Raw genomic sequence first — 24571 nt, 5'->3', positions numbered from 1 at the left:
CGGCGCCGCTATAGCCCGCACTGGTTTTCCCGAGGCAAATAGACATGTCCGTTGATCTTCAGACCGTGAAGCGCGTCGCGCACCTTGCCCGCATTGCGGTGAGCGAGCTGGATGCCGAGCGCATGACAGGCGAGCTGAACGCCATCCTTGGCTTCGTCGAGCAGTTGAACGAGGTGGACGTCTCCGGCGTCGAACCGATGACTTCGGTCACGCCGATGGAGATGAAGAAGCGGCAGGATATGATCACCGACGGCAACAAGGCGGTCGACATCGTCGCCAACGCGCCGGCCACGGAAGAGAATTTCTTCCTCGTTCCCAAGGTCGTGGAGTAAGGGCAGGATGGCCGTCGAAATCGGCGTCGAGACGCCCTTGCAGGACGACGTGCGCGCGCTGGTCGCAGAACTCAACACCGCGCTGCTCGAACTGACGCCGCCGGAACATTGCTATCACCTCACCGTCGAGCAGATGGCTGGCCACGACACGACCGTGTTCGTCGCCCGCGACGCTGGCCTTGCGGTCGGCTGCGGCGCGCTGAAGCGTCATGCGGACGCGGTCGGCGAGGTCAAGCGCATGTACACGCGGCCGACGCATCGCGGCCAGAAGATCGGTGCCCAAATCGTTGCGCGGATCGAGGGTCTGGCGCGGCAGGAAGGCCTGAAGCGCCTGGTTCTGGAGACCGGCGATCGCCACCCTGCCGCCTGGGCCGTCTACGAACGCGCCGGGTTTTCGCGTTGCGGCCCGGTGCTGGATTATCCCGACTCGGAATGGTCGGTGTTTTACGAAAAGAGCCTTGCCTGATGAGCGACCTCACACATCTCACCATTTCCGAGGCCCGCGCCAAGCTGCGCGGCAGGGAGATTTCGGCTGCCGAGATCACCGAAGCCTATCTCTCGGCGATCGAGCGCGCCAATCCGGTGCTCAATGCCTATGTCGCGGTGACCGGCGACAAGGCGCGCGAGATGGCCAAGGTTTCCGACGCGAAGCTCGGCAAGGGCGAGGGCGGGGCGCTCGAAGGAATTCCGCTCGGCATCAAGGATCTGTTCGCCACCGAAGGCGTCCACACCCAGGCCTGCAGCCATGTGCTCGACGGTTTCCAACCGCGCTACGAATCGACCGTCACATCCAATCTGTGGGCCGACGGCGCCGTTATGCTCGGCAAGCTCAACATGGACGAGTTCGCCATGGGCTCCTCCAACGAGACCTCCTATTACGGCCCGGTCATCAATCCTTGGCGGCGCTCGCGCCTCGACACGGTGGTGACGCCGACGACGCATCAGGGCGACGGCGGGTTTGTCTCGGCCGGCGGCGCGAAGACCGCGCGGACGTTGGATAACGCCCAGCTGGTGCCGGGCGGCTCCTCCGGCGGATCGGCTTCCGCGGTCGCCGCCTTCCTCTGCGCCGGCGCCACCGCGACCGATACCGGCGGCTCGATCCGCCAGCCGGCAGCCTTCACCGGCACCGTCGGCATCAAGCCGACCTATGGCCGCTGCTCGCGCTGGGGCGTGGTCGCTTTCGCGTCCTCGCTCGACCAGGCCGGTCCGATCGCGCGCGATGTGCGCGACGCCGCGATCCTGTTGAAGTCGATGGCCTCCTCCGACCCGAAGGACACGACGTCGGTCGACCGGCCGGTGCCGGACTACGAAGCGGTGATCGGCAAGCCGATCAAGGGCATGAAGGTCGGCATTCCGAAGGAGTACCGCGTCGACGGCATGCCCGAGGATATCGAGGCGCTCTGGCAGAAAGGAATTGCCTGGCTGAAGGATGCCGGCGCGGAGATCGTCGATATCTCGCTGCCGCACACCAAATACGCGCTGCCGGCCTACTACATCGTGGCGCCGGCCGAGGCCTCGTCCAACCTCGCCCGCTATGACGGCGTGCGCTACGGGTTGCGCGTGCCCGGCAAGGACATCGTCGACATGTATGAGAAGACGCGCGCCGCCGGCTTCGGCCGCGAGGTCAAGCGCCGCATCATGATCGGCACCTATGTGCTTTCCGCGGGTTACTACGACGCCTACTACCTGCAGGCGCAGAAGGTGCGCACGCTGATCAAGCGCGATTTCGAGACCGTCTTTGCTGCCGGTGTCGAGATCATCCTGACCCCGGCCACACCGTCGGCTGCCTTCGGCGTCGCCGACGAGGACATGAACGCCGATCCGGTGAAAATGTATCTCAACGACATCTTCACCGTGACGGTGAACATGGCCGGGTTGCCGGGGATATCGGTGCCCGCCGGCCTCGACGGCAAAGGCCTGCCGCTCGGCCTGCAGCTCATCGGCAGGCCGTTCGACGAGGAAACGCTGTTCCAGACCGCCCACGTCATCGAACAGGCCGCGGGCAGGTTCCAGCCGGACAAGTGGTGGTAGCGTTGTCTCTCATTTAGTCCGTTAGCGTTGTGGCGTCCTTTGCGCGCCCAAAGGACGCGCGGCGCCGTAATGGGGTGACGGAATGTTCTACTATCTTTCCAAGATCCTCTGGTTTTTCGTCCAGCCGCTCAATCTGGCGATCTTCCTGCTGCTCGCCGGTCTGCTGGCGGCGCTCTTCCGCCGCCCTCGGCTGGCCGGCACCGGCAGCGTGCTCGCCTTCCTGATCCTCGCGCTTTCGGCCTGGACCTCGCTTGGCGCAATGATGCTCAATCCGCTGGAGGAACGCTTTCCCAAGCCGCCGCTGCCGGACAAGGTCGACGGCATCGTCGTGCTCGGCGGCGGTTTCGAGGGCGCGATCAATCTGGCGCGCGGCGGCTATGAGCTGAACAGCGGCGGCGATCGCATGGTCGAGACGGCGATCCTCGCTAGGCGTTTTCCGCAAGCGAAAGTGGTCGTCTCCGGCGGCAATGGCGAGCTTTTCCTGGACGGCGAGGGCGATGCCGACACCGCGCCGCGCCTGCTTGGCGCGCTGGGGGTCGCGCCCGATCGCCTGATTCTTGAGAACAAGTCCCGCAACACGTACGAAAATGCAGTCTTCACCCGCAGGCTGGTCGAGCCGAAACCGGGCGAGACATGGCTGCTGGTGACGTCTGCCTTCCATATGCCGCGCGCCAAGGCGCTGTTCGACAAGGCCGGTTTTCCAACCGTCCCTTGGCCGGTCGATTACCGGACCTCAGGCAAGGAAGGCATCGGTCTGTTCCGCGACAATCCGGCCGATTCGCTGCAGGCGACCACCATGGCGATCCGCGAATGGTTCGGGCTCTCCGCCTATTGGCTGTCGGGCCGCATCGATCAACCTTTCCCGGCGCCGGGCGGCTGACCAAGCACTGCCTGGCGCGCGGCCGAGAAGAACTGACGGCGCACAAGCACGGCAAGCAGCACCAGCGTCGACAACACGAACACCGTCGGGCCGACGAACGAGCCGAGATAGCCGATCGAGAAGAAGACGGCGCGCAGGCCGGAATTGAAATGCTTGCCGGCTAGCACGTTCATGCGGGTGGCCCGCCACACCGCCGTCCCGCTGACCGGATTGCGCGAGGCCTCGCCATGCGGGACCGGCACGGCACCGATCAGGATCGAGCAGTAGTTGAACAGCCGGTAGGCCCAGCCGAATTTGAAGAAGGCGAAGGCGAGGATCAGCACCAGGCCGAACATCTTGGTCTGGAAGGCCTCGCGGGAGGATGCGGAGGCCAACGGCAGGTCAGTCATTATGGTTAGAACCCGGTCGGAAGCCCCGAGAAGGGCAAAGCAGCCGCCGAGCGCGATCAGCGAGCTTGAGGCAAAGAAGGCGGTGCCTTGCTGCAGCCCGGACATGATGGCGGTGTCGACTATGCGCACCTCGCGCTCGGCCATGTTGCGCATCCAGGCTTCGCGCTGAGCGTTCATGGCCGTGGTCAGCGACACGCGGCTAACGAGCTTGCCATCGGAGGCCAGCGTATGCAGCACCCAGACGACCAGAAAAAAGGCTAGTGCGGCCAGGTCTGTCGCCGAAAGATGAAGGGAATCGCCCATACGTTCTTTTACCACAGGCCCCGGGGGCGCTTCGACGGCGGAAGCAAGCGGATACATGTCGCTGCCGGAGCAAACAAGGTCGGCTGACGCCGCGCCGCGACATGCAAAACAGCGGAAACATCGCGAGAATTCCTATATGTAAGTTTTGAGCGGCCTCCAGGAGACAGCGGCGCGTGTTCCTTTCGGTTTTCGACCTGTTCAAGATCGGCATCGGTCCATCGAGCTCGCATACGATGGGACCGATGACGGCTGCGCGGCGTTTCCTTGACGAAATCCTCGCCGACGACTGGCCGCGCCCGGCCGGCGTCAAGGTCGATCGGATCGGCGCCAGCCTGCACGGCTCGCTCGCTTATACCGGCATCGGCCATGGCTCGGACCGCGCCGTCATCCTCGGCTTGGCCGGCGAGACGCCGCAGACGGTCGATCCGGATGAGGCGGATAGCATCGTTGCCCGCATCGGAACGGAGAAACGGATTTCACCGCCTGGGCATCCGGCCTACCGCTTCGACCCGGCCAAGGATCTGGTGCTCGACCGCAAGACGCCGCTGACCGGCCACGCCAACGGCATGGCCTTCTATGCCTACGATGCGTCCGACCGGCTGCTGCTCAAGCGCATCTATTATTCAATCGGCGGCGGCTTCGTCGTCTCCGAGGAAGAGTTGCAGCGCATGAAGGCCAAGGGCTCGGTGACGACGGAAGGCAAGAAGGTGCCTTATCCGTTCAAGAACGCCGTCGAGATGCTGGCGATGGCGGCCAAGAGCGGGCTTTCGATCGCCGAGATGAAGCGGTCCAACGAGGAAACGCATATGTCGCGCGAGGAGCTGGACGCCGGCCTCGACGCGATCTGGAGCGCCATGAAAGGCTGCATCGACCGCGGGCTGTCGCAGGACGGCATCATGCCGGGCGGACTGAAGGTGCGGCGCCGCGCACGCCAATTGCATGACAAGCTGCAGGAACAGTGGCAGCAGAACCGGCCCAACCCCTTGCTAGCCAATGACTGGCTGTCGATCTATGCCATGGCGGTGAACGAGGAGAACGCCGCCGGCGGGCGCGTGGTGACTGCGCCGACCAACGGTGCCGCCGGCACGCTGCCGGCGGTGCTGCGCTACTGGCTGCATTTCCATCCCGAAGCCGACCAGCCGAGCATCCGCGACTTCCTGCTGACGGCCGCCGCCGTCGGCGGCATCATCAAGTCAAACGCTTCGATCTCGGGCGCCGAGGTCGGCTGCCAGGGCGAAGTGGGATCCGCTTCGGCAATGGCGGCGGCCGGGCTTTGCGCGGTCATGGGGGGCACTCCGGAGCAGGTCGAGAACGCCGCGGAAATCGCACTCGAGCACCACCTCGGCATGACCTGCGATCCGGTCGGCGGCCTGGTGCAGGTGCCCTGCATCGAGCGCAATGCGCTGGGCGCGGTCAAGGCGGTGACAGCCGCCTCGCTCGCGATCAAGGGCGACGGGACGCATTTCGTGCCGCTGGATGCTGCGATCGAGACCATGCGCCAGACCGGTCTCGACATGAACAAGAAATATAAGGAAACCAGCCTCGGCGGACTGGCAGTCAACGTGGTCGAGTGCTGACCCTGCCCTTTCCACCGGCGGGTTTGGGTTGCCGAAGCGATCGAAACGGCCACGCTGGCCTCATGAGCTGGCAGCAATCGGCCTGTGCATAATCTCGCTCGGCGTTGAACGCCTCCGGGGCAGTCGCTAGATTGCGGGCATGTCTCTCAGTCTCATCAAACTCTGCGTCGGCTGCGACAGCGTCGAGGACCTGGAAGAGTGGATCGCCTTTCGTCTCGACGAGCGGCGCCGCGCTGGCGAGCCGGCCGAGCACTGGCACACCACGCGCATGGTGCCGACGCGCGGTGGGGAGATCACCGATGGCGGCTCGCTCTACTGGGTGATCAAGGGCAACGTCCAATGCCGGCAGCTGATCACGGAGATCCGGCCTTTCGTCGACGGCGAAGGCATCGGCCGCTGCCATCTCGTGCTTGATCCCGAAGTGGTGCGCACCGACTGGCAGCCGCGCCGCGCCTTCCAGGGCTGGCGTTATCTTAAGCCCTCCGATGCGCCGGCCGATCTCGGCAAGGGCAGGGCCGCATTGGCCGAGATGCCGCCGAAACTGCGCCTGGAGCTTGCGGATCTCGGCCTGCTGTAAGACTGTAGGTCCTCATCTTCCGCTTGCTGGCCCTTCGAGCGGCCCGGTGTGGGGCTTGCAAGCACCGCCCCTGCGCCACATCTTGATTTCGATGCACAATCATTTGGATGGCGGTGCAAACTGATGGGCGTGATCATCGCATTGGCAGCCGTGCTCCTGGTGCTTTTCGGCGCCGCGACAATCTTTGTGCGTGCCGACGCAGCGAGGATGGCGGACAGTCTCAGAACGCTTGGGCCCGCGCTGTTGGGCCTGATCGGCGCGACGATGCTCGTGGTCGGCCGCAGCAGCTTTGGCGGCCTGCTGATGATTGCGGCTGCAGGCTGGTATGCCTGGATGCGGGCGAGGCGACCGCCACCGAAACTTGTCGCGGCCAAACGCTCAACCGTGCGCACCGCGGCTCTCGAAATGGAGCTCGACCACGACAGCGGCAAGCTCGAAGGCCTTGTTCTCGCCGGCCATTATGAGGGGAGAATGCTGAGCGCCATGGGGATCGCCGAGCTGCAGCAACTCCATGTCGAGCTGCGGCCGGACCCGGAGAGCCGCCAGCTGCTAGAGACGTATCTTGACGGCCGTTTTCCCGTCTGGCGCAAGGACGCGCAGCCGGACAGTGGCGAAGGGCTGGGTGTTGCGCCAGGTGCGGGCGCCATGACTAAGGAGGAGGCCTACAAGATCCTTGGTCTTGAAGCGGGGGCTGCCGCGGCGGATATCCGCAAGGCGCACCGCCGCCTGATGCAGCGCCTGAACGCCGATGTCGGCGGCACGTCTGTCCTGGCGGCGCGGATCAATGAAGCCAAGGACGTCTTGCTCTCCAATCACGACTAGTCTCCTTCGACGCGGAACTTCCCGGGAGGTTCAAAAGCCGCCTATTGCTGGACGGCGTAGCACTCGATCTTCTTTCGCTTCAGGGCGTCGCAAGCTTTCCAGGCTGCGTCCTTCGAGCCGAAACCGCCGAAGCGGGCGCGGTAGTAGGTGACGCCGCCCTTGTCGAACGCGACCGTGAAGCCCGATGCGTCGGCCAGCACCTTCGGCGCCTGCTTGGTCGTCTTGTCGAGAAGCGCCTGAGCCCCCGATTGCGTCGGCGAGGACGCGACCTGCACCACCCATCCCGACGGCAGCGAGGCCGTCTTGACCGGATCGATGGCCGGGGCGGCGGCTGCGGCCGGCTCGGCGTAAGCGGCAACCGTCTGGGACGTGGCTTCGGGCTGTGATGCGGTTTCGGTCTCTGAGGTGGTTTCTTGGGGCGCGGGTGCCGGAGCCATGGCGGCCACCGCAACCGTCTTCACCTTCCTGACCTGGATCACCGGCTTGGTTTCCTCAGCGACCGGCGCGCTGTCATCGGCTGACGCGACTTCGGTGTCGTCGACAGCCGGTTTTTCGTCCGGAGTCGGCGCGTCATGCTTGGGCAGGAGGACCTTGGCCAGAGCCTTGATCGGATTGCCGCCGCCCGCCTTGGCGATCAGGTTGCCGCCGCCGCGGGTCGAGGCGCGCGGCAGATAGGTGTTGATCAGTGAAGCCATCTGGTTGTCGCGGCTGCGGCCGGAAGCGCCGCCCATCACCACTGCGACGAGGCGGCGATCGCCATCGGCGACTGAGGAGACCAGGTTGTAGCCGGAAGCGCGCGTGTAGCCGGTTTTGATGCCGTCGACACCCTTGATGCGGCCGAGCAGGCGATTATGGCCGTTGATGCGCTGGCGGCCATAGAGGAACGAGCGCTGCGAGAAATAGCCGTAATATTGCGGGAAGTGCTCGCGGAGCGCGATGCCGAGCATCGCCATGTCGTGCGCCGTGGTGAACTGGCCCGGATCGGGCAGGCCATTGGCGTTGCGGAAGACAGTGCCGTTCATGCCAAGCTGGCGTGCCTTGGCCGTCATCATGCGGGCAAAATTGTCTTCGCTGCCGCCGAGCAACTCGCCCAGCGCGGTCGCCGAGTCGTTCGCCGACTTCGTCACCATCGACAGGATCGCGGTCTCGACCGGCACCGACCCGCCGGCGCGCACGCCGAGCTTGGTCGGCGGCTCGGACGCGGCATGGGCCGAGAACGGCACCGGCGTGTTCTTGCCGATCCTGCCCTTCGCCAATGCCTCGAAGGTGAGGTAGAGCGTCATCATCTTGGTGAGCGAAGCCGGATAGCGCCGGCCGTTGGCGTCGGCCGAATAAAGCACCCTGCCGGTCTTGGCGTCGACGACAATCGCGGCGGACTTTGCCGCCATCGCGGAGGCGACATCGGCGGCGACAATCGTCACCGCGAGCGTGGCAATCATGATCCACTTGAAGGAGAATGAAGATTTGGAGACGAAGCCCGACAACGCCTGACGCACCGTTACTTACCCTGAATTTTCGTTGCCCCGGAGGCGGCAGAGGGGTGCCTGCCTCACTTCCGGCCAAGCTATCGCGGTCAGCGTTACCAATCCGTTTATGGTAACCGCCGCGTTCATCATTTTCTGGCGATTTGAGCCTCTGTTTATTCGAACTTTAGCGGTCGCTGTCGCGCGGAGCCCTTGCGGCTCAAGGCAATCTTGACTTTTGTGCAGCGCACAATATATTTCGGTGCATTGCACAAGGGCGCCCGGGGCTAAATGGGCGTTTCAACCAAGGGAAGGCATGAAATGACCCAGACCTATGAGGACTTCGCGAAATACGGCAAGGAGTTTGCCGACACCGGGCTGAAGAGCTTTGCCTCGCTCACCAAGGGTGCGCAGGCGATCGCGACCGAAGCCGGCGAATACACCAAGAAGAGCTTCGAGGCCGGCAGCGCCGCCTTCGAGAAGCTGTTCTCGGCCAAGTCGATCGAGAAGGCCATCGAGATCCAGACCGACTACGCCAAGCAGAGCTACGAGAGCTTCGTGGCCGAGGCCAGCAAGATCGGCAATCTCTATGCCGAGCTCGCCAAGGAAGCCTACAAGCCGTTCGAATCGGTCGTCGCCAAGGCGAAGTAATTTCGTCCGATCACATCGGGCAGGCTAGCCGGCCCGCAAAAACAACCCGGTCGCGGAAGCGCGGCCGGGTTTTTTCATGCGCCGCCGCAACCACCCGCGCCTTGCCGCATTCACGATTGAGAAATTCGCTGAAGTTTGCGTACCTAGCCATATTGTCAGCTAAACAGAAGGGCTTAAAATCGGCCATCGAAGACCTACATGTTGAACTCGCATGAGGATTCGAAAAGGCAGGACTACGTGACGATCGGTTTGACTGCCACGGCAGGCGTGGTGCGAATGCAAGGTGACGGCGACCGCAACGATCCCGGTCGCGGCACGGCGGTCATCACGCGCACCAAAACCAAGACAAAAAAGCCCAGCCTCTACAGGGTCCTCATCCTTAACGACGACTACACTCCCATGGAGTTCGTGGTCCACGTCCTGGAGCGTTTTTTCCAGAAGGACCGCGAGGCCGCCACACGCATCATGCTGCATGTTCATAATCATGGAGTCGGCGAGTGTGGGGTCTACACATTCGAGGTGGCCGAGACCAAAGTGTCTCAGGTCATGGATTTCGCCCGACAGAATCAGCATCCGCTGCAATGCGTGATGGAGAAGAAGTGAGGTAACATGCCGGCTTTCTCCCAAGGCCTGGAAAAGGCGCTACATCAGGCGCTGACATTCGCCAACGAGCGGCATCATGAATATGCTACGCTCGAACACCTGCTGCTGGCGCTCATCGACGACACCGAGGCGGCCGCGGTGATGCGCGCCTGCAATGTCGATCTCGACGAGCTTAAGCACACCGTTCTGACCTATATCGACACCGAGCTCGACAACCTCGTCACCGGTTACGACGAGGATTCGAAACCGACCGCCGGGTTCCAGCGCGTCATCCAGCGCGCCGTCATCCATGTGCAGTCGTCCGGCCGCGAGGAGGTGTCCGGAGCCAATGTGCTCGTCGCAATCTTTGCCGAGCGCGAAAGTCACGCGGCCTATTTCCTGCAGGAACAGCAGATGACCCGCTACGACGCGGTCAACTACATCTCGCACGGCATCGCCAAGCGCCCCGGCGCTTCGGAGTCGCGCACGCCGCGCGGCGCCGACGATGAGCAGGGCGGCCAGAACGGCGCCGAGCCGCAGGAGGACGGCGGCAAGAAGAAGCCGCAGGACGCGCTGACGGCCTACTGCATCAACCTCAACAACAAGGCCAAGGCCGGCAAGATCGATCCGCTGATCGGTCGCGAAAGCGAGATCAATCGCACCATCCAGGTGCTGTGCCGGCGCTCCAAGAACAATCCGCTCTATGTCGGCGACCCCGGCGTCGGCAAGACGGCGATCGCCGAGGGCCTTGCCAAGCGCATCGTCGAAGGAGACGTGCCCGAGGTGCTGCAGGACGCCACCATCTTCGCGCTCGACATGGGCACGCTGTTGGCCGGCACCCGCTATCGCGGCGACTTCGAGGAGCGGCTGAAGCAGGTCGTCAAGGAGCTTGAGGATTACCCCGGCGCGGTGCTGTTCATCGATGAGATCCACACCGTGATCGGGGCAGGGGCCACGTCCGGCGGCGCCATGGATGCGTCCAACCTGTTGAAGCCGGCGCTGTCGTCCGGCGCGATCCGCTGCATCGGCTCGACGACGTACAAGGAGTTCCGCCAGTTCTTTGAGAAGGACCGCGCGCTGGTGCGGCGCTTCCAAAAGATCGACGTCAACGAGCCGACCATCGAGGACGCCATCGAGATCATGAAGGGCCTGAAGCCCTATTTCGAGGAGTTCCACAAGGTCCGCTACACGAGCGAAGCGATCAAGGCTTCGGTGGAGTTGTCGGCCCGCTACATCAGCGACCGCAAGCTGCCGGACAAGGCGATCGACGTGATCGACGAGACCGGTGCCTCGCAGATGCTGGTGCCTGAGGCCAAGCGCAAGAAGACGATCGGCATCAAGGAAATCGAGGCGACGATCGCCACCATGGCGCGCATCCCGCCGAAGACGGTTTCGGCGGACGACGAGAAGGTGCTGCAGGGTCTCGATGTCGAGCTGAAGCGCGTCGTCTACGGTCAGGATACCGCAATCACAGCGCTGACGTCGGCGATCAAGCTGGCGCGGGCGGGCCTGCGCGAGCCGGAGAAGCCGATCGGCTCCTACCTGTTCTCAGGGCCGACCGGCGTCGGCAAGACGGAAGTGGCCAAGCAGCTCGCGGCCTCGCTCGGTGTCGAGCTGATCCGCTTCGACATGTCGGAATATATGGAACGCCACACCGTCTCGCGGCTGATCGGCGCACCTCCCGGCTATGTCGGCTTCGACCAGGGTGGACTGTTGACCGACGGTGTCGACCAGCATCCCCATTGCGTGCTGTTGCTCGACGAGGTGGAGAAGGCGCATCCGGATCTGTTCAACATCCTGTTGCAGGTGATGGACCATGGCAAGCTGACCGACCACAACGGCAAGCAGATCGACTTCCGCAACGTCATCCTGATCATGACGACCAATGCGGGCGCATCGGACGCTCAGCGCGCGGCGATCGGCTTCGGCTCGACCAAGCGCGAGGGCGACGACGTCGAGGCTATCAACCGGCTGTTCACGCCCGAATTCCGCAACCGTCTCGACGCGATCATCCCGTTCGGCTCGCTGCCGATACCGGTGATCCATCAGGTGGTGCAGAAATTCGTCATGCAGCTCGAGGCCCAACTTTCCGAGCGGGGCGTCACCTTCGACCTGTCGCCGGACGCGATCGCCTGGCTGGCCGACAAGGGCTATGACGAGCGCATGGGCGCGCGTCCGCTCGGCCGCGTCATTCAGGAGCACATCAAGAAGCCGCTGGCCGACGAGGTGCTGTTCGGCAAGCTGAAGAAGGGTGGCACGGTGCGCGTCACCGTCGAGAAGAAGGAAACTGGCGAGACCGGCCTGAAGCTCGAATCGTTGGCCGATGAAGCTCCGGTGAAGCCGAAGAAGGAAGAGCCGGAGGACGCGCCGAAGCCGAGGAAGGCGGCGGCGAAGAAGCCTGCCACCAAGAAGGCGGTGGCGCAGAAGCCGGAGCCGAAGGGCAAGGACGGCGGCAAGCGAAGCCTGGTGCCGCAGCTGCCCCGCAAGGGCTGATCGACCTGAAGCGCGTCCCGCTGAAACGGATTCAGGCGGCGCGCGCTAGGTGCTTGTTACCAAAACGGCCGCCCGCCTTTGGGCGACATGCATTGAAGTCAAAAAGCCCCGGCAACGGGGCTTTTTGATTGGGAGGAACCGGCACGTGATGGCTGGCCAAATCATCCATACGGAATGGCGCGCGGCCCTCCGGAAGTCGAGCATTGCCGCCCCGGAAAATGTTTGCTGGCTGCAGAGTCAAGCAACGCCGTCCGGCGCGAAGCGTGTCAGGAAATATCCGCACGCCTTCCAGATCATGATCGACAAGAGCGCACCCGCGTAGCCGTCGATGGCATAATGCCAGCCAAGCGCGACTGAGCCGACCATTATCAAGGCAGCGAATGCCCACATCAGGATACCGGCCGGCCGGGAGCGCCGCGTTGCGTACAAAGAGAAAAGCACCGCCATCGCCACGTGCATGGACGGGAAAGCGGATATGCCGATGCTGCCGACGGTCGCGCCGGTATAGCCGCTCCATAGCATGTCCTGCGTGCTAAGCGCCCAGATCGGATAGATGCGGTCGGCGGCGGCGAGTGCCTGCATGAGGGGACGGAAGTCACCGCCGAGTCCCAGTCGCTCGTAAAAGCACGGCCCTGCCGACGACAGCCCCATCGCCAGGAAGAAGCCGCCAAGCGTCCATATCAGCATGAAGCTCATCAGGAACTGATGACGCAGCTTCGTATCTGTGCGCGTGATGCAGGCGGTGAAAACCGTGGCGATGAGCACGATGAACCAGAAATTGTAGGCGAGATTGAGCATCCTCAATGCAAATGGCGACTGGACGATAAACCACAGCCATTCGTCTGGGGCTCTACCGAAATGCAGGATCCGATCGGTGTGGGCCAGCGCCTTGTCCCATGCAAAAGGGGAGAGGATTGCGATGGCTCCTTTCAGAACACCGACGGCGGATACGAAGGCGATGCTGGCGGTCAGGCCGTTGAGGCTGTTGGCCGTGCGTTCGGCGTCGCCGAAAAAGCTGCCCAGCGATCTCAGGAAGGTGCCCAGCGGTTCGGGATCCCGTTTGACCAGCGCAAGGTGGAGAAAGATCCCAAGTGCAAAGACGCAACCGCAGATCCAGAAAGCGATCAAAAGGTACTCAATGTATTCTTTCAATATGCCGAAATCCGGCATGTTTCCGGTGCGCATGCCGATCGCTATTGCCAGAAGCAGAGCGCCGATGGCCAAGGCATGGAGCATCCTGTGCCGTCGAAAGGCGTGTGCCAGGGCGATCAGAAAAGCCCGTCCGCCAGCCATCCTCGCAAGGGGGGTCGACGCCGCAACCGAATTGTCCATGGTTCGAAACCCAATAGCTCGCCACGCCCCAGCGTTCTACAGCGAGATGGTTCGATATTTCCTAACCAAACGATTCGAGTGCAAACGGTCGCATCCGGGCGCCGCACGCGGCCGGCCGGGGAAAAACGCGCCGGGGTTGTCGCGGCAAACCGATATAGGATCGTCAGTGCGAGGCTGTCAGTCGGCCTTCAACGGCGACGGGACCGCGCGCTTTAGTTTCCCAGTGCCGCGCGGATCTTGCCGGCGTTCTCGGCCAGCACTTCCGGCTTTTCCATCTGCCCGGAATGGGGCTTCAGCGGCACGCCGTCGAAGCGCGGAATGACGTGGACATGGAGATGGTAGACGGTCTGCCCGGAGGCCGGCTCGTTGAATTGCATCAAGGTGACGCCGTCGGCATTGAAGGCCTTTTTCACGGCAACCGCCACCTTCTGCACCACGGCAAACAGCGGACCGAATGTTGCCGGATCGGCGTCGAGGATATTGCGCGACGGCGCCTTCGGCACCACCAGCGTGTGGCCGACCCCCTGCGGCATCACATCCATGAAGGCTACGACCGCATCGTCCTCATAGATGCGGTGCGAGGGGATTTCGCCGCGCAGGATTTTCGCAAAAATGTTGCCGGGATCGTAGGCTTCGGCCATGGCGGGCACTCCGGATTATGGTCGTCGTCCGGTGTAGCGAAGCCGCTTCCGAGCGGCAAGACGATTGAGCCGATCTGTCGGCAGCGCGGTCGAGCGCCGGCCGCCGCTCGAGCGGAAGGTCATCAGGTAGAGCCAGGCGGCGGTGCGCGGTTCGGCCATCGCTGATGGAGCGACCATGAAGTGGATCGTCGCCGGTCGGCCGTTGTTTATTGTGTCGGCGCTGTTCTTCATCGCCGCCGCGTGGCCCGCAGGCGATCTGCTGGCGCTTGGCGGCGGCATTTTCTTCCTGGTTGCCTGCTTTTCGTTCCTCGTTCCGATCGCGGCTCGAAAGCCGCAATGACTGTGGATGGCAAGGCCCGAGCTATTCCTTGAGATCCTTGCGGAACGGGGTGTGCTCTTCGAGATACTCCCCCATCCGCTCCACCTCGCGCCTCTCGCGGCGAAGGTAGTCGGCGACCGCGTTGCGCAGGCCAGGATGGGCGATGTAGTGCGCCGAATGCATGGTCACCGGCTGGTAGCCGCGCGCCAACTTGTGCTCGCCTTGCGCGCCGGCCTCCACCACCTTCAACTTGCGCTCGATCGCGAAGTCGATCGCCTGATGGTAGCAGACCTCGAAATGCAGGAAGGGGTGGTCCTCGATACAGCCCCAGTTGCGGCCGTAAAGCGCGTCGGACCCGATGAAGTTGATGGCGCCCGCAATGTAGCGGCCGTTGCGCTTGGCCATGACCAGGAGAACGTCCTCGGCCATGCGCTCGCCGATCAGCGAGAAGAACTGGCGGTTGAGATAAGGGCGGCCCCATTTCCTGCCGCCGGTATCCATGTAGAAAGCGAAGAAATCGTCCCAGGCGCGTTCGGTGATGTCCCTGCCGGTCAGCCAATCGATGCTGATGCCGTCGGCCAGCGCCTCGCGACGCTCCTTTTTCATCGCCTTACGCTTGCGTGAGGCCAGCGTGGCGAGGAAGTCATCATAGCTCGAAAAGCTTTCGTTGAAGAAATGGAACTGCTGGTCGGTTCGGTGCAGGAAACCCGCTGCTTCGAGCGTCGCAATGTCGGGCTCGGCGGCGAAGGTGACATGCGCGGAAGACACACCGAGCTTGTCGGTCACCAATTTCAGGCCGGCGGCGAGGCCGGCCCTCACCGCGCCTTCGTCCTCGCCCCTGCTTACGAGCAGGCGAGGGCCGGTGACGGGCGTGAACGGCACCGAGCATTGCAGCTTCGGATAATAGCGCCCACCTGCGCGCTCGAACGCGTCCGACCAGCCGTGGTCGAAGACATATTCGCCCTGACTGTGCGATTTGAGATAGCAAGGCACGGCGCCCAGCAGCTTGCCTTGCGCCGTCTCGAGCCTGAGGTGATGACCCTGCCAGCCGGTGCGCCGCACGGCACAGCCAGAATCCTCAAGCGCGCTCAGAAAACCGAATGAAACGAGCGGGTTGTAGCCGTTTGCTGTGTCGCCGCGCGTGGTTGCGGCGAAGCCGTTCCATTCATCGCAGGTGAATGCGCCGATGGTCGTCGCGATGCGGACCGAATAGTCCGCATTCGCTGTCGGTCCATCGTCGTCGTCACCCTGATCCATCCGGCTTATTTAAGCGTCCTCAGGGCTGCTACAAGTCACGTTTCAGGCACTGCCTCACAGCATGATGCCGAAAGTGCGAAGCGGTTTTCGGACGGCATCATGCTCTCTCTCAGATTGATTTCGGCGGATCTGATCCAGGTCGTTCGACCTGAAATCATCCAGCTCTAGGCGACCTTGACCAGGTCCGGCTCAAAGCCCTCGAAGGTCATCTGGTCGGCATATTTGAAGGTGAGGTCGACCGCCGGCTGGTCGTGCACGGTCCAGGTGATGACCGGCATCTTGAGCTTTTCGCGCACGAAGCTGACGAACGGGTTCGGCAGATCGCCGGCGGCGTAAGAGGTGAAGGCGAGGTTGTGCGCCAGCATGGCAAAATGCGCCTCGATCAGCTGGTCGTCCTTGCCGTAGGCGGTGAGCCCGCCGGGAATGCCCGGCGCCTCCTTGGCGAAGGCGCGGATCAGCCAATGGTCAAACGACATGATCGCCACCTTGCCAGTGTAGCGCTTGAGCAGCCTGCCGACGCTCGCGACCAATCCTTTGTCGTGGCCGGGAACACCTTTCAGCTCGACCACCAGCGGCACGCGTCCGTCGATCAGGTCGAGCGCGTCCTGCAACGTCGGCACATGATCTTTCGTGCCGCCGACCTTGAGCGCGGCAAGCTCGGCCGCGGTGCGTTGCCAGACGAAGCCATCCTCGCTTGTCAGGCGCTTCAGGTCGCAGTCGTGGATGATGACGGGAACGCCATCGGACGAGACATGCACGTCGCATTCGATCGCGTAACCCCGCTCGGCTGCCGCGGCGAAGGCCGACAGCGTATTCTCCCAGCGTGTCTTGTTCATGTCGTGGAAGCCGCGATGCGCGACGGGGCGGGCAATCAGCCAGGAAAGGTCGGTCATGTCAGGCTCGTTCACTCGACTTCGAAGATCGCTTCGATCTCGACCGCGGCATTGAGCGGGAGCGACGCGGTGCCGACGGCGGAGCGAGCGTGCTTGCCACGTTCGCCGAGGACCGCGACGAGGAAGTCGGAGGCGCCGTTGGCGACCAGATGCTGCTCGACGAAGTCCGGCGCCGAGGCGACGAAGACCGTGATCTTGACCAGCCGGCGAATTTTTTCGAGATCGCCAAGTGCCGCCTTGGCCTGCGCCAGAATGTTGATGGCGCAGAATTTTGCGCCCTCCTTGCCGGCGGCGGTATCGATGTCGCGGCCAAGCAGCCCGCTTGCCTGCAGCTTGCCGTCCTTCAGCGGCAGCTGCCCGGCGGTGAAGAGCGTGTTGCCGGTCCGGCAGTAGGGCACGTAGTTGGCGGCCGGCGCTGCGGCGGCCGGAATGGCGACGCCGAGATCGCTTAGCCGCTTTTCGATTGTTTCGCTCATTGGTTTTCCCTATTGCTGGAAGGCGCCGCGTTGGCGGGGCCGAAATTGCTATTTTTGCCTCGCTTCCGCCACGACTTTTTTTAAGCTGGACCATCTTTCCCTGCGGCCTGCCATCGGCCGCGACGATCGGAGCACTGCATGCGCTTGACGCGCCTTTTCCTTTCCGCCGCTCTCGTGTCGGCGGCCATGCCGATGGCTCCGGCCCTTGCCGTGCCAGCGCTGCAGGCGCACCGCGCCGTCTATGATCTCACGCTCAACAAGGCGTCCGACCGCTCCGGCATCACGGGCATCTCCGGCCGCATGGTCTATGAGTTCAACGGCTCTCCCTGCGAGGGCTATACGGTGAAGTTCCGTTTCGTCACGCAGATCGTCACCAGCGAGAACACCAGGCTGACCGACCAGCAGACGACGACGTTCGAGGACGCAGAAGGCAAGACCTTCTCGTTCGTGACGAAGTCCTTCGTCGACCAGAACCTCGACAAGGAAGTCAAGGGTATGGCGACCAGGGAGCCGAAAGGCCTCAAAGTCAACATCGACAAGCCCGAGAAGAACACGCTCGAGCTCGCCGCCACGCAGTTCCCCACCCAACACCTCGTGGAGCTGATCGGCAAGGCCGAGAAGGGAGAGAACTTCTATCAGACCAATCTGTTCGACGGCTCCGAGGATGCCAATAAGGTGATGACGACCACCGTCGTCGTCGGCAAAAGAGCCGACGCCGACAAGGCGGACCCGGAAGCGCCGGCGCTCGCCAAGCTTGCCACCGACAAATACTGGCCGGTCGACATCGCCTATTTCGACGACACCGACAAAAGCGGCGAAGAGGTGCCGGAGTACCGGATCAGCTTCAAACTGCATGAGAACGGCATTACGCGCGACCTCGTCATGGATTATGGCGACTTCTCGATGACCGGCAAATTGGTGAACCTGTCGCTGTTCGATCAGGCCAAGCCCTGTCCGGCCTCGAAATAGCGGCGGGTTAACCACTACGGCGATCCGTCGCCGAGCCTGACTTGAAGACGCCGCAATCCCGTTCCAGCATCCCGTAGGCATTTCGGGGGAAAAGCTTGGGCAGGATCGACGTGTTCGTGGCGCCGCGACCCAATCCGGCGCTGATCAAGGTGATGACGATCGTCAACCGCATCGTCATGCTGCGAGGGGTTCCCGGCTTCCGCGACCTGTTGCCCTTCAATCGGCTCGCCGGCCTGCGCGGCGTCGCCAATATCCGTCACATCGACTTTCCCGTCGCCGACCAGCAGAAGCTGCAGACCTGCTGCGGCGAAGGCCAAGCGACGTTCATCACGCCCAACCATCCGGAATTCTTCACCGACTGGATGATCGACAAGGAGATCGTCTCGCGCGTCAGCCCGCTTGCCGCCTCATGGGCAACACATGGGGTGGTGAACGGGCTCGGTCGGCTGATGCAGAAATTTTGGCTGGCCAACAATCTGATCGCGCAGATTCCCGGCAACAGCGAAGCCGCCAAAGCGCATTCGGTCGATTGGGCGCTGAAAGGCCATGGCGTGCTGCTTCATCCGGAAGGCAGCGTCGGCTGGCACGGCAACTATGTCGCGCCGCTGCTTCCCGGCGCGGTGGAGATGGGACTGGCGGCGCTGAAGCGCGGGCGCGAAACCAACAAGGATTTCAAGGTCTGGGTGGCTCCTGTTGTCTGGAAGCTCGCCTTCATCGGCAATGTCGAGCGGCCGCTCGCCAGGGAATGCGCCTATGTCGAGAAAAAGCTGAAAATGGAAAGTGTTGCAGCCGGCTCCCTGCCGGAGCGCGTCTACAGCATCTATTCAGGCCTGCTCTCCCTCGACGAGCAGGCCTGTGGCCTGACCGCAGAGGTGGGCGCTTCCTTTGCCAGCCGCCAGCAAAGGGTGCTGGCCGAGCTTGGCCTGCGGCTCGCCGATGCCGTTGCGGCCGAACCCGACCTCGATTTGGCCGAGTTGCTGCGGCGTTCACGCCGCTGGCTGCGCGAGGGCAAGGCTGATGCGGATGAGCAGAAACGCGTGCGAAAACTGGCGGAAACGATCCAGCGCGTCCAGCGCGTCGGCTCCTGGGCCTTCGCCAATCAGACGATAACCCAGGAGGAGATCGCCGAGCATCTGAAGCGCATCCGCAACGACTATTGCAAAGGCAACTTGCGCGATTCGATCAACCGCTTCATTCCGCAGCCCGCCGGGCCGCGCTGCGCTCACATCCGCGTGCCCGAGCCGTTGGCGCTTCATGCATATGATGGTTCGGTCGAAGAGGCGCTCGCCGTGCTGCGCTCAAGGATGCAGGAAGCGGTGTCGAGAATCGTGACCGAACTTGAAGCCGCCGGCGGCTTCATTTCCTATCCGAATCCCTTCTATCATCGCTGACTTCGCGTCGGCCCGGGACGATTGTGAGCGGGCCGCCGATGTCGGTTGGAGTGCGGCAAGCTCGATGGCTGTCTATGTCGATGCGGCGATCTGGAAATGGGCCGGCCATCGCTGGTGCCATCTGCTCGCCGACGACACCGACGAGCTCCACCGCTTTGCCGCCGATCTCGGCCTCAAGCGCTCGTCCTATCAGGGGCCGCCGAAGACTTCGGCGCCGCATTACGATATCACCGGCTTCGAGCGCGACCGCGCCGTGCGGCTCGGCGCGGTCGAATGCAGTCGCGAGGAGATTGTCGCCGTCTTCCGCCGCGTCAGAGTGCCGAACGGCAAGACCCGACGCTGACGGAGTTTTGATGCATGTCGTTGTCCCAGAACCGCCGATCACTTCTGGGCGACATGCATAAGTGCGCGGATCGCCGCAGGTGAGGGCGTTTTCCGGTAGCTCGCTTGCGTTTACGAGACTTCCCCTCTATATGCGCGCTCATTCCACACACGGACTTTGGTGTCTGCCCGGGAGAAATCCGGCTGAAACCTCCGGTGGCATCAGGACACAAGTCCGAAATGCCTGTGTCCGTGGAGGCCAACCGGAAAGGAACTAAAGAATGGCTCTGCCTGATTTCAGCATGCGCCAGCTTCTGGAAGCTGGTGTTCACTTCGGACACCAGACCCACCGCTGGAACCCCAAGATGGCGCCCTACATCTATGGCGCCCGCAACAACATCCACATCATCGACCTGTCGCAGACGGTGCCGCTGCTGCACCAGGCCCTGAAGCAGGTTTCCGACACCGTCGCCAAGGGCGGCCGTGTGCTGTTCGTCGGCACCAAGCGCCAGGCTTCGGACATCGTCGCCGACGCCGCGCAGCGTTCGGCCCAGTATTACGTCAACTCGCGTTGGCTGGGCGGCATGCTGACCAACTGGAAGACGATCTCGAATTCGATCCAGCGCCTGCGCAAGCTCGACGAGACGCTGGCCGGCGAGGCCCAGGGCCTCACCAAGAAGGAGCGGCTCAACCTCGACCGCGAGCGCGAGAAGCTCAACAAGGCGCTGGGCGGCATCAAGGACATGGGCTCGACGCCGGACCTGATGTTCGTCATCGACACCAACAAGGAAGCGATCGCCATCCTCGAGGCCAAGCGCCTCGGCATCCCGGTCGTCGCCATCATCGATTCCAACTGCGACCCGGACAAGATCGACTTCCCGATCCCCGGCAATGACGACGCGGCCCGCGCGATCCAGCTTTATTGCGACCTGATCGCCAAGGCTGCGATCGACGGCATCGCCCGGCAGCAGGGCGCGCTCGGCATGGACATCGGCGGGTCGGCCGAGGCTCCGGTCGAACCGGCGCTCGACACTCCGGCCACTGAAGCTCCGGAAGCTTGAAAAACGGAGGCCGGCTTCGGCCTTCATCTTTCCAATAAGTTGGCGCGTTAAAGCGCTTTTGCCGGGCGCATCATCGGGATTCGATGGTGCGTCGGCGCTTTTGAAACAAAGAGGCGACAATGAGCATTTCGGCTGCACAGGTCAAAGAACTCCGCGACTTGACCGGCGCGGGCATGATGGACTGCAAGGCGGCGTTGAACGAAACCAACGGCGACATGGAAGCGGCCGTCGACTGGCTGCGCAAGAAGGGCATCTCCAAGGCCGACAAGAAGGCCGGCCGCACCGCGGCGGAAGGCCTGATCGGCGTCGATTCCGGTGTTCGCGAAGCCGCGGTCGTCGAGGTGAACTCCGAGACCGACTTCGTCGCGCGCAACGCCGCCTTCCAGGAAATCGTCGCCAACGTCGCCAAGGTGGCGCTCGCCTATGGCACGACCGAAGCAGTTGCCGCGGCCAAGTATCCGGGCTCGGACAAGTCAGTCACCGACACCATCAAGGACGCGGTCGGCACCATCGGCGAGAACATGGGCTTCCGCCGCTCGGCCAAGCTCACTGTCCCGCATGGCGCGGTGGCGACCTATGTCCACAATGCCGTCGCGGATGGCCTCGGCAAGCTCGGCGTGCTGGTCGCGATCGAGACCACCGGCAATGAGCATGCGGCGAACGCCTTCGGCCGCCAGGTCGCCATGCATGTCGCCGCCACCAACCCGGTTGCGCTGACTGCCGAGGAAGTCGACCCGGCCCTGATCGAGCGCGAGAAGGCGATCTTCTCCGACCAGGCGCGCCAGTCCGGCAAGCCGGAAGCCATCATCGAGAAGATGGTCGAGGGCCGGCTGCGTAAGTTCTATGAAGAGGTGGTGCTCCTGAAGCAGGCCTTCGTGCTCAATCCCGACATCACCGTCGAGAAGGCGCTGAAGGATGCCGAGAAGGAGATCGGCGCGCCGGCCAAGATCACCGCTTACCTGCGCTTCGCTCTGGGCGAAGGCATCGAGAAGGAAACGACCGATTTCGCGGCGGAAGTCGCGGCCGCGGTCAAGAAATAGCCCGAAGCAAAAGTAAGGCTACAGAGCTCAGGCAACTCGGCCGGGTGTCCGCATGGATGCCCGGCCGATCTCTTGAGCGGTATCGATAAAGGCTCTGAGCTTCGGCGCCATCGATGCCCGGCGCGGGAAATAGAGGAACAGGCCCGGCTCCTCGATCGCCGTCTTCGGCAGGATCTGAACCAGACGACCCGCGGCGAGATCGGCGCGCACCAGCGGCTCGAATACGTAGGCGAGCCCGACACCAGCAAGCGCAAGATCGATCGCCGCAAGGGAATCGGTGACGATGGCCGTGCCGCGCGTCTCGACCACGACATCCTTGCCGTTCTCGTTCAGATCCCAACGATAGAGCCCGCCGGCGCGGACAAGCCGGTAGCCGATGCAATTGTGCTTGGCGAGATCGGCCACCGCGCGGGGACGGCCGTGCTTTTCGACATAGGCGGGCGAGGCGACAACCACCGCCTTGAAGGGAGGCGTAAGCCGCACGGTGATCATGTCCCGTGCGATCATCTCGCCCAGCCTGATGCCGGCATCGAAACCCTCGCCGACGATATCGACCAGGGCCTGGTCGGCGAAGACCTCGACCGTTACCTCCGGATAGCGTTCGGCCATGGCCGCGATCACCGGCGTGACCGCCAGGGGGATCGCGATATTGGACGCATTGATCCTGAGCAGGCCGGAGGGCCTGCCGTTGACGCCGCGGATGCGGTCGATGCGCTCGGAGATGTCCTGCAGGGCAGGGGCCGCGGTCTCCACCAGCGCCTTGCCGGCTTCGGTCAGCGAAACGCTGCGCGTTGTGCGCGCAAACAGCGGCTGGCCGATGCGCTCTTCCACCAGCCGCACCGCATGGCTGACGGCCGACGGACTCATGCCGAGCTCGGCCGCGGCAAGCGCGAAGCCGCCGCGCCGAGCCACGGCGACGATCACCGGCAGATGCGTCAGCAGATCTCGATCCATTCATGAATAACATCGCATAGTCCTTGCGAACAATGCAATCTTATCGATGCCGTCAAGGTGGTCCACATTGTCGCCAAACACATCGGCGGTGGGGCGCGATGCGCAAGGAGAAGAAAAACATGAATGCTTTGAGACACATGACCTTCGCGGCAGGACTGGCACTGGCGCCCGTCGATGCCGGCGGAGCCGAACCAATGGGCTGGCAAACGCTCGCCGACGAGCGCGCCGTCATCCGCATCGCGGATGCCATTGACCGCGCCGTCGATGCGCAGGATTGGAAGCTCGCCCGCAGCTACTTCGCTGACCGGGTCACCGCCGACTTCAGCAGCCTTTCCGGACAGCCCGCGGCCACGGTCGCCTCCGACGATCTGATCGGCGCCTGGGCTGCCAATCTCAAAGGCAGCAAGACGAGCCTGCACCTGCGGACCAACCATCAGGTCGAAATAGAGGCCGATATGGCGACCGTCCGTTCCAACGGCTATGCCTGGAACAGGATGGAAGGCAATGGCGAGCCGCTCTGGGAGGTCTGGGGCACCTATGAGCATCGCCTGACCCGATCGGGTCAAGGCTGGAAGGTCGACGGCTTCACGTTCCGCATGACGCATGAGCGGGGCAATCCCTGGGTGAAAGCGACGCCTGGCCAATAAGCCCATACCAAACACGATCGGAACACGTCATGAGCATGAACTATTACACGCTTGGCAACAGCGGCCTGCGCGTTAGCCGGCTGGCGCTGGGCACCATGACCTTCGGCACCGAATGGGGCTGGGGTGCTGACAGGGAAACCGCCCGCGCCATGTTCGACGCCTATGTCGAGGCCGGCGGCAATTTCTTCGACACGGCCGACCTCTACACCGGCGGGACGGCAGAGACCTGGCTCGGCGAATTCGTCGCCGAGCGCGGCTTGCGCGACAAGGCGGTGATCGCCACCAAATTCACGATGAACACGGAACCCGGCAATCCGAATGCCGGCGGCAATGGCCGAAAGAACATCATGCGCGCGGTGGACGCTTCGCTGAAGCGGCTCGGAACCGACCATATCGATCTTTACCTCATGCATGTCTGGGACAGGCTGACGCCGGCCGAGGAGGTGTTGCGCACGCTGGACGATTTGGTGCGTGCCGGCAAAGTACGCCATATCGGTCTTTCCGACGTGCCGGCCTGGTATGCCGGGCGGGCGCAGGCGATCGCCGAACTGCGCGGCTATGAGCCGGTCTCGGCCCTGCAGCTCGAATATTCGCTCGCCGAGCGCTCGATCGAACATGAATTCGCGCCTTTCGCCTCGCGTCACGGCGCCGGCATGATGGTGTGGAGCCCGCTGGCCAGCGGCCTGCTCAGCGGCAAATACCGCCCGGCGCAGGCCGGCAATGCCGGCCGGCTCGACGGGTTCCGCAACACCACGCATCCGGGTTTCCAGAAATTCAGCGAACGCAATTGGGCGATCGTTACGGAACTCGAGAAGGTGGCTTCCGAACTCGATCGAAGCATGGCGCAGGTGGCGCTGAACTGGGTTGCGGCGCAGCCGGGTGTGGCCACCGTCATCCTCGGCGCGACGAAACTTGCCCAGTTGCAGGACAATCTGCGGGCGCTCGACTTTTCAATCCCTGCCGAACTTCGCAAGCGGCTCGATTCGGTGAGCCTTGCGCCCGCGCCGTTCCCGCATTCCTTTTTTGGACCCGAGATTCAGGTCAGGGTGGCCGGCGGTGTCGTGACCGGCGACAAGCCGTCCGGCTATTCGCTGCCGGTCCTGATCGAAGGCGAGGCGGTCAGCATCAGCAGCAACTGATCGGAAAAGCCTGGAATTTTGAGCGAGGGCG

27 protein-coding genes are annotated in these 24571 nt (G+C 63.4%); 18 read left to right on the top strand and 9 right to left on the bottom strand.

What is annotated here, in order from left to right:
* The first annotated feature begins 44 nt into the window (after positions 1-44).
* The 4 genes from gatC (at position 45) to CK218_RS11545 (ending at position 3243) form a co-directional block, all read left to right on the top strand.
* Positions 45-332 (top strand): Asp-tRNA(Asn)/Glu-tRNA(Gln) amidotransferase subunit GatC, encoded by a 288-nt coding sequence (gatC, locus tag CK218_RS11560; protein WP_095827786.1) that lies wholly within the window; start codon positions 45-47, stop codon positions 330-332.
* A gap of 7 nt (positions 333-339) precedes the next feature.
* Positions 340-798, top strand: coding sequence for a GNAT family N-acetyltransferase (locus tag CK218_RS11555; protein WP_095800779.1), 459 nt, complete (start codon positions 340-342; stop codon positions 796-798).
* Positions 798-2363: an amidase family protein gene (locus CK218_RS11550; protein WP_095827785.1), complete on the top strand. Its 1566-nt coding sequence runs from the start codon at positions 798-800 to the stop codon at positions 2361-2363. The genes CK218_RS11555 and CK218_RS11550 overlap by 1 nt, the downstream gene beginning before the upstream one ends.
* Positions 2364-2445: 82 nt before the next feature.
* The gene (locus CK218_RS11545) at positions 2446-3243 is read left to right on the top strand and encodes a YdcF family protein (protein ID WP_095827784.1); all 798 of its coding nucleotides are present in this window, start codon (positions 2446-2448) and stop codon (positions 3241-3243) included.
* On the opposite strand, the gene CK218_RS11540 is transcribed toward CK218_RS11545, so the two are convergent.
* Entirely contained in the window at positions 3216-3935 is a 720-nt protein-coding gene (locus CK218_RS11540) for a DUF599 domain-containing protein (RefSeq protein WP_095825359.1), read from the bottom strand. The genes CK218_RS11545 and CK218_RS11540 overlap by 28 nt on opposite strands.
* 173 nt (positions 3936-4108) lie before the next feature.
* Here CK218_RS11540 and CK218_RS11535 point away from each other — a divergent pair, with 173 nt between their 5' ends.
* The 3 genes from CK218_RS11535 to CK218_RS11525 all read left to right on the top strand — a co-directional run bounded on the left by CK218_RS11535 (position 4109) and on the right by CK218_RS11525 (position 6911).
* A complete protein-coding gene (locus tag CK218_RS11535) occupies positions 4109-5512 on the top strand; it encodes an L-serine ammonia-lyase (RefSeq protein WP_095827783.1) in 1404 nt (467 codons plus the stop codon).
* A gap of 139 nt (positions 5513-5651) precedes the next feature.
* Positions 5652-6089, top strand: a complete 438-nt coding sequence (locus CK218_RS11530; RefSeq protein WP_066992596.1) for a DUF1489 family protein — start codon at positions 5652-5654, stop codon at positions 6087-6089.
* 123 nt (positions 6090-6212) lie between these two features.
* Complete coding sequence (locus tag CK218_RS11525; protein WP_066992599.1) at positions 6213-6911, top strand: molecular chaperone DnaJ; 699 nt, start codon at positions 6213-6215, stop codon at positions 6909-6911.
* A 41-nt stretch (positions 6912-6952) separates the two neighbouring features.
* Here CK218_RS11525 and CK218_RS11520 read toward each other — a convergent pair whose 3' ends face one another.
* Positions 6953-8407 (bottom strand): D-alanyl-D-alanine carboxypeptidase, encoded by a 1455-nt coding sequence (locus tag CK218_RS11520; protein WP_095827782.1) that lies wholly within the window; start codon positions 8405-8407, stop codon positions 6953-6955.
* 288 nt (positions 8408-8695) lie between these two features.
* Between CK218_RS11520 and CK218_RS11515 the strand changes: the two genes are divergently transcribed.
* On the top strand, positions 8696-9025 hold the full coding sequence (locus CK218_RS11515) for a phasin family protein (protein WP_066992785.1): 330 nt from the start codon (positions 8696-8698) through the stop codon (positions 9023-9025).
* 10 nt (positions 9026-9035) lie between these two features.
* Here CK218_RS11515 and CK218_RS30585 read toward each other — a convergent pair whose 3' ends face one another.
* Complete coding sequence (locus CK218_RS30585; protein WP_156751000.1) at positions 9036-9212, bottom strand: hypothetical protein; 177 nt, start codon at positions 9210-9212, stop codon at positions 9036-9038.
* Between the two features lie 89 nt (positions 9213-9301).
* Between CK218_RS30585 and clpS the strand changes: the two genes are divergently transcribed.
* Entirely contained in the window at positions 9302-9628 is a 327-nt protein-coding gene (clpS, locus tag CK218_RS11510) for an ATP-dependent Clp protease adapter ClpS (protein WP_041000825.1), read from the top strand.
* Positions 9629-9634: 6 nt separating this feature from the next.
* Positions 9635-12100, top strand: coding sequence for an ATP-dependent Clp protease ATP-binding subunit ClpA (gene clpA / locus CK218_RS11505; protein ID WP_095827781.1), 2466 nt, complete (start codon positions 9635-9637; stop codon positions 12098-12100).
* 237 nt (positions 12101-12337) lie between these two features.
* Here the strand turns inward: clpA and CK218_RS11500 are convergent, their stop codons facing one another.
* A complete protein-coding gene (locus tag CK218_RS11500; protein WP_245434986.1) occupies positions 12338-13324 on the bottom strand; it encodes a phosphatase PAP2 family protein in 987 nt (328 codons plus the stop codon).
* 320 nt (positions 13325-13644) lie between these two features.
* Complete coding sequence (locus tag CK218_RS11495) at positions 13645-14073, bottom strand: HIT family protein (protein WP_066992609.1); 429 nt, start codon at positions 14071-14073, stop codon at positions 13645-13647.
* 142 nt (positions 14074-14215) lie between these two features.
* Here CK218_RS11495 and CK218_RS30060 point away from each other — a divergent pair, with 142 nt between their 5' ends.
* Positions 14216-14413, top strand: a complete 198-nt coding sequence (locus tag CK218_RS30060) for a hypothetical protein (RefSeq protein ID WP_143749626.1) — start codon at positions 14216-14218, stop codon at positions 14411-14413.
* A gap of 21 nt (positions 14414-14434) precedes the next feature.
* Here the strand turns inward: CK218_RS30060 and CK218_RS11490 are convergent, their stop codons facing one another.
* The 3 genes from CK218_RS11490 to CK218_RS11480 all read right to left on the bottom strand — a co-directional run bounded on the left by CK218_RS11490 (position 14435) and on the right by CK218_RS11480 (position 17018).
* Complete coding sequence (locus CK218_RS11490; RefSeq protein ID WP_095827780.1) at positions 14435-15649, bottom strand: GNAT family N-acetyltransferase; 1215 nt, start codon at positions 15647-15649, stop codon at positions 14435-14437.
* A 164-nt stretch (positions 15650-15813) separates the two neighbouring features.
* Complete coding sequence (locus CK218_RS11485; RefSeq protein ID WP_095827779.1) at positions 15814-16542, bottom strand: glycerophosphodiester phosphodiesterase; 729 nt, start codon at positions 16540-16542, stop codon at positions 15814-15816.
* Positions 16543-16553: 11 nt separating this feature from the next.
* Entirely contained in the window at positions 16554-17018 is a 465-nt protein-coding gene (locus CK218_RS11480) for a RidA family protein (protein ID WP_066992618.1), read from the bottom strand.
* A gap of 138 nt (positions 17019-17156) precedes the next feature.
* On the opposite strand from CK218_RS11480, the gene CK218_RS11475 reads away from it, so the two are divergent.
* The 5 genes from CK218_RS11475 to tsf all read left to right on the top strand — a co-directional run bounded on the left by CK218_RS11475 (position 17157) and on the right by tsf (position 21800).
* Positions 17157-17987 (top strand): cell envelope integrity EipB family protein, encoded by an 831-nt coding sequence (locus tag CK218_RS11475; RefSeq protein ID WP_095827778.1) that lies wholly within the window; start codon positions 17157-17159, stop codon positions 17985-17987.
* Between the two features lie 95 nt (positions 17988-18082).
* On the top strand, positions 18083-19378 hold the full coding sequence (locus tag CK218_RS11470) for a hypothetical protein (RefSeq protein ID WP_095827777.1): 1296 nt from the start codon (positions 18083-18085) through the stop codon (positions 19376-19378).
* Between the two features lie 64 nt (positions 19379-19442).
* Positions 19443-19721, top strand: a complete 279-nt coding sequence (locus tag CK218_RS11465) for a DUF4031 domain-containing protein (protein ID WP_066992627.1) — start codon at positions 19443-19445, stop codon at positions 19719-19721.
* Positions 19722-19980: 259 nt separating this feature from the next.
* Positions 19981-20760 (top strand): 30S ribosomal protein S2, encoded by a 780-nt coding sequence (gene rpsB / locus CK218_RS11460; protein WP_095827776.1) that lies wholly within the window; start codon positions 19981-19983, stop codon positions 20758-20760.
* A gap of 119 nt (positions 20761-20879) precedes the next feature.
* A complete protein-coding gene (gene tsf, locus CK218_RS11455) occupies positions 20880-21800 on the top strand; it encodes a translation elongation factor Ts (protein ID WP_095827775.1) in 921 nt (306 codons plus the stop codon).
* A 27-nt stretch (positions 21801-21827) separates the two neighbouring features.
* Here the strand turns inward: tsf and CK218_RS11450 are convergent, their stop codons facing one another.
* On the bottom strand, positions 21828-22754 hold the full coding sequence (locus CK218_RS11450) for a LysR family transcriptional regulator (protein ID WP_095827774.1): 927 nt from the start codon (positions 22752-22754) through the stop codon (positions 21828-21830).
* 119 nt (positions 22755-22873) lie between these two features.
* Between CK218_RS11450 and CK218_RS11445 the strand changes: the two genes are divergently transcribed.
* Together CK218_RS11445 and CK218_RS11440 are read left to right on the top strand one after the other, a co-directional pair.
* Positions 22874-23401: a nuclear transport factor 2 family protein gene (locus tag CK218_RS11445; RefSeq protein ID WP_095827979.1), complete on the top strand. Its 528-nt coding sequence runs from the start codon at positions 22874-22876 to the stop codon at positions 23399-23401.
* 29 nt (positions 23402-23430) lie between these two features.
* The gene (locus CK218_RS11440) at positions 23431-24540 is read left to right on the top strand and encodes an aldo/keto reductase (RefSeq protein WP_095827773.1); all 1110 of its coding nucleotides are present in this window, start codon (positions 23431-23433) and stop codon (positions 24538-24540) included.
* The last annotated feature ends 31 nt before the right edge of the window (positions 24541-24571 follow it).

Origin of the sequence: Mesorhizobium sp. WSM3879 (genome assembly GCF_002294915.1) — a bacterium.
Taxonomy (GTDB): domain Bacteria; phylum Pseudomonadota; class Alphaproteobacteria; order Rhizobiales; family Rhizobiaceae; genus Mesorhizobium.
The sequence above is the reverse complement of the archived record's forward strand: the minus strand, read 5'-3'. Positions and strand labels throughout refer to the sequence as shown.